This window comes from Cohnella sp. SGD-V74 (genome assembly GCF_003001675.1).
Lineage (GTDB): Bacteria > Bacillota > Bacilli > Paenibacillales > Paenibacillaceae > Cohnella.
This window is the reverse complement of the sequence record NZ_PVYW01000049.1, coordinates 1-2,051: the sequence shown is the minus strand read 5'-3', so window position 1 is coordinate 2,051 and position 2,051 is coordinate 1. Positions and strand designations below refer to the sequence as shown.

At 50.8% G+C, this 2,051-nt stretch carries 1 protein-coding gene; it reads left to right on the top strand.

Annotation, left to right across the window (positions count from 1 at the left end; all coding sequences use genetic code 11):
• Window positions 1-632 precede the first annotated feature (632 nt).
• Window positions 633-1,880 (top strand): group II intron reverse transcriptase/maturase, encoded by a 1,248-nt coding sequence (gene ltrA, locus B0G52_RS35085; RefSeq protein ID WP_094051094.1) that lies wholly within the window; start codon window positions 633-635, stop codon window positions 1,878-1,880.
• Window positions 1,881-2,051 lie beyond the last annotated feature (171 nt).

Sequence of the window (2,051 nt, the reverse complement as noted above, 5' to 3'; positions counted from 1 at the left end):
TCCATTGCTTGCGAATCTGTATCTCCACTACCTCGACACGATTTGGACGAAGCAATTCGCACACATCGGCACGATTGTCCGCTATGCGGACGATCGTGCGCCACGAATGCGCGGCGCGTAAGAGCCAAGCAATGCTGGGCAAGAGATGAGGGCGGGCCCCTCGGAGCCGCTGTACAGGCGGAGGCTTCAAACCACCTTAAGCTGCTGCGGTCAAAAGCCGTGGTGGTGAGCGTTAAGGAAAAGGCAGAGCGAGACTCTGTCAGGTGAGTGCTACGGAGACGAACACAAGTCAATGGCTGATAAAGTGTCGAAAGCGTAGGGACGTCATCAAAACCGGGAGGGAGTCGTTGACCCGGGATGAGTCTGGAGGAAACCTGTTTACTGTCCAGATGGTGACCGGCATGAAGGCGGCGTGAACGTAGCACAGGCTCTTGTTTCGGAACGTGGGAACCTACGACTCCGATGTTAATGGAAAAATCCAAGCGGAAATCCCGCAAGGATGAAAGTACAGATGCGGAGTATAGGGGCGGAATAGCCCGTAGTAGCGATGAACCCACTGAAAAGGTGGCGGAGCGAAGGGGCTGTGTTATCCTGTTTTGAAAATGCGTCAACCGCGAAAGTGGGAGGAACAAATGGACAAAACAAAGCCGTATGAAATTTCAAGGCACACGGTTTGGGAAGCATACAAGCTGGTCAAAGCGAACCAAGGAGCGGCCGGAGTCGATGAGCAGTCGATTCAGAAGTTTGACGAAAACCTGAAAGATAACCTCTACAAAATCTGGAACCGGATGTCCTCAGGAAGTTACTTCCCACCGCCCGTTAAAGCGGTAGAAATACCGAAGAAAAACGGCGGGGCCAGGATATTAGGTATCCCAACCGTCGCAGATCGCATCGCGCAAATGACAGTTAAACTGCACTTTGAGCCATTGGTGGAACCTATATTTCACCCTGACTCTTATGGGTACAGACCAGGAAAATCTGCGATTGATGCCGTTCGAGTAACAAGAGCAAGATGTTGGCGATATGACTGGGTGTTGGAATTTGACATCAAGGGTCTGTTTGACAACATCGACCATGAGTTGCTAATGAAAGCGGTGAGGAAGCATACGGACTGCGCCTGGATCATTCTCTACATCGAAAGATGGTTAACGGCCCCATTCCAAATGAAGGACGGAAGCAAGAAAGAGAGGACCTCCGGCACACCGCAAGGCGGCGTCATCAGTCCGGTGCTTGCAAATCTGTTCATGCACTACACGTTTGACACGTGGATGACAAGAGAGCATCCTCAAAATCCGTGGGCTAGATACGCGGATGATGCAGTGATTCATTGTCGAACGAAAGAAGAGGCTGAGCAACTGCTGAAGCGACTTAAAGAGCGGCTCAAGGACTGCAAACTCGAGCTGCATCCGGATAAAACCCGGATCGTCTATTGCAAAGATGATGATCGTAAAGATGACCATCCCGAGATCAAGTTCGACTTCTTGGGATACACCTTTCGACCAAGGCGATCGAAGAATCGGTTGGGGAAATATTTCATCAATTTTACGCCAGCAGTAAGCAACAAGGCGAGCAAAGCGATGAGACAGACGATTAGAGGATGGCGAATGCATCTGAAACCGGATCTGAAAATCGATGATCTGGCAAGAATGCACAATGCCGCCATAAGAGGTTGGATCAACTACTACGGCCATTTCTATAAATCGCAACTGTACCCTGTATTACGTCATATGAACGATGCGCTTGTGGTGTGGGCTCGGCGGAAATACAAGAAGCTGGAGCGACACAAGACAAAAGCCATACGATGGCTGGGGCAACTGGCGAAGAACCTTCCTGAACTGTTTGCACATTGGCGATTGGGCATTTTGCCCGCGGCTGGATAATGGGAGCCGGATGAGCCGAGAGGTTCACGTCCGGTTCTGAGAGGGCCTGAGGGTGCGATTCCCTCGGGCTACTCACCTGGTAATCCTTTGTCGTTATAAAGCGCAAGCGCTGGAAGCGATCGACGTACTTAAGACGGTATTTCGGAAATTGGAACTGACGATGAATACAAG

Excerpts from the sequence above, each read along its gene's own strand:
- ltrA (WP_094051094.1), top strand. The coding sequence starts at position 633 with ATGGACAAAACAAAGCCGTATGAAATTTCAAGGCACACGGTTTGGGAA.